Origin of the sequence: Cupriavidus sp. WS, assembly GCF_000395345.1 — a bacterium.
GTDB lineage: Bacteria > Pseudomonadota > Gammaproteobacteria > Burkholderiales > Burkholderiaceae > Cupriavidus > Cupriavidus basilensis_B.
Genome location: NZ_AQPL01000686.1, coordinates 1 through 1,663, shown reverse-complemented (window position 1 = coordinate 1,663; position 1,663 = coordinate 1). Strand labels below are relative to the sequence as shown.

1 protein-coding gene is annotated in these 1,663 nt (G+C 64.2%); it reads right to left on the bottom strand.

All coding sequences use genetic code 11. The features are described 5' to 3' along the window. The coding region (locus tag K206_RS0136535; RefSeq protein ID WP_020207153.1) for a hypothetical protein at window positions 1–1,663 on the bottom strand (1,663 nt) is incomplete at both ends.

The following is a 1,663-nucleotide window of genomic DNA, read 5'->3' as shown; positions in this document are numbered from 1 at the left end:
GAGCACGTCGATGCCACGGTCCAGTTGTTCGGCGATCCAGTCCTCGCGGCGGCTGGCGTCCACGCTCGCGCGCAGCACCGCCACCTTGAAGCCTTCCTGCTCCAGCAACACCTTCAGGCGCGACGTGGTGTCGCGCGTGCCGGTATAGACCGTATAGGCCAGGACCTTGCGGCCCTGGGCCCTCTCCTCTTTGCAGATGTCGATCAGCTCACGCTCCTTGGGGCTGATCTCGAACTCGTTGAACTGAGCCGGGACAAACGCCAAGGTGTTGCGCGTGCGCGGATGCACCACGGTTTCCGATCGGAAGCAGCAATCCGGCCAGGCGAGCAGCACGTTGAGCACCACACCCAGCAGCGTCGTATCGCGTCGCGCCAGAGCCTGTTTCAGCTCCGCGGTCAGCCGACCCGCCAGGTCGCGGTAGGCCGCGGCTTGCGCCACGTCCATCTGGACTTCACGAAACTCCTCGTCATACGGCGGCAGCACATTGCCGCCGATGTCCTTGAGTTTGAGGAAGATCGTGAACGGCAGAATGCACCGCAAGACTCCTTTCGGCCCGAAGCCGGGAGCCTTGACCGTGCGCACCGATACCTTGGTGCCCCTGGCCGTCTTGTGCGCCGTGCCGGTGCTCTCGGAATAGATATCGCGCAGTACGCCGTGGTCGCGCATGAAGGCCATGGCGGCGGAGGTCATGCTGCCGCTCGTGGTCGGGCGGTAGCCGTCTTCGATCATCCGTCCAGGCAGTGCTCGGAACAGCAGGTAGAACAGATCGTCGCCGTAGCCGCCCATCAACGTGCCAGTCAGCAGCAAGGTTCTGCGAGCCTTCGCTGCCAGCACACCCATGGCCTGACCCTGTGCGGAACCGCCGTTCTTGTACTCATGCGCTTCATCAGCGATGAGCAGATCGAACGTGCCTTGCGGCAGGTACCTCTTGATGAACTCGGACGGCTGATAGCCGCCCTCGCCGAAGCCGAACTCCATATTGGCCATCGCACGCTCCATGCGCGTGGCCTGACGGTCGGAAAACACCAGCTCGCCGTTGCCGTCCATGAGGTTGATGAACTCATGGATGTTGTCGCCGAGCATCGAGGCCAGGAAGCCGTCGCCGAACTTCTGCATCAGCTTCTGCGCGGTGACTTCCCCGATGGTGGGGATGCGCTTCAAGGCTTTGAGGACGGCCGAGGACTGGTCGCTACCGGCCATGCTTCGCGGACGAATCAGCGTCCACAGGGGCGCGGCGCAGTGGCTGCACTTCCTGCGGTATTCCTCGGCTTCGAGCGCGGCAGGGTTGACCGGCTCGCCGTCGAGGTCGGTGATGACCGTGCCGCAGTCCGGGCAGGCCGCCACGTCGCCGTGACGGGTGCGCCGCTGGGTGAAGACAGGCTTCCAGTGAAAGCCCATCCGCATCCTCACGCGGCCCAGGACGAAGAACTCCTGACCCGTGGGCTGGACACCCAACTGCTCACGCAGCTTGATGAGCTTGACGAGCGTATCCGGCCCGTTGAGCACCCACACTTTGGCGCCCGCTACCGTCTCCTGGATCTCGCGCCGCCACTTGTAAACAAGGTGCGGTGGCGAAAGCACCAGGGTGCGGCGATACCCTTCGGCGTTGAGCACGGCGGCCGTGGCAATGCCGACGGTCGTCTTGCCGCAACCCATTTCGCCG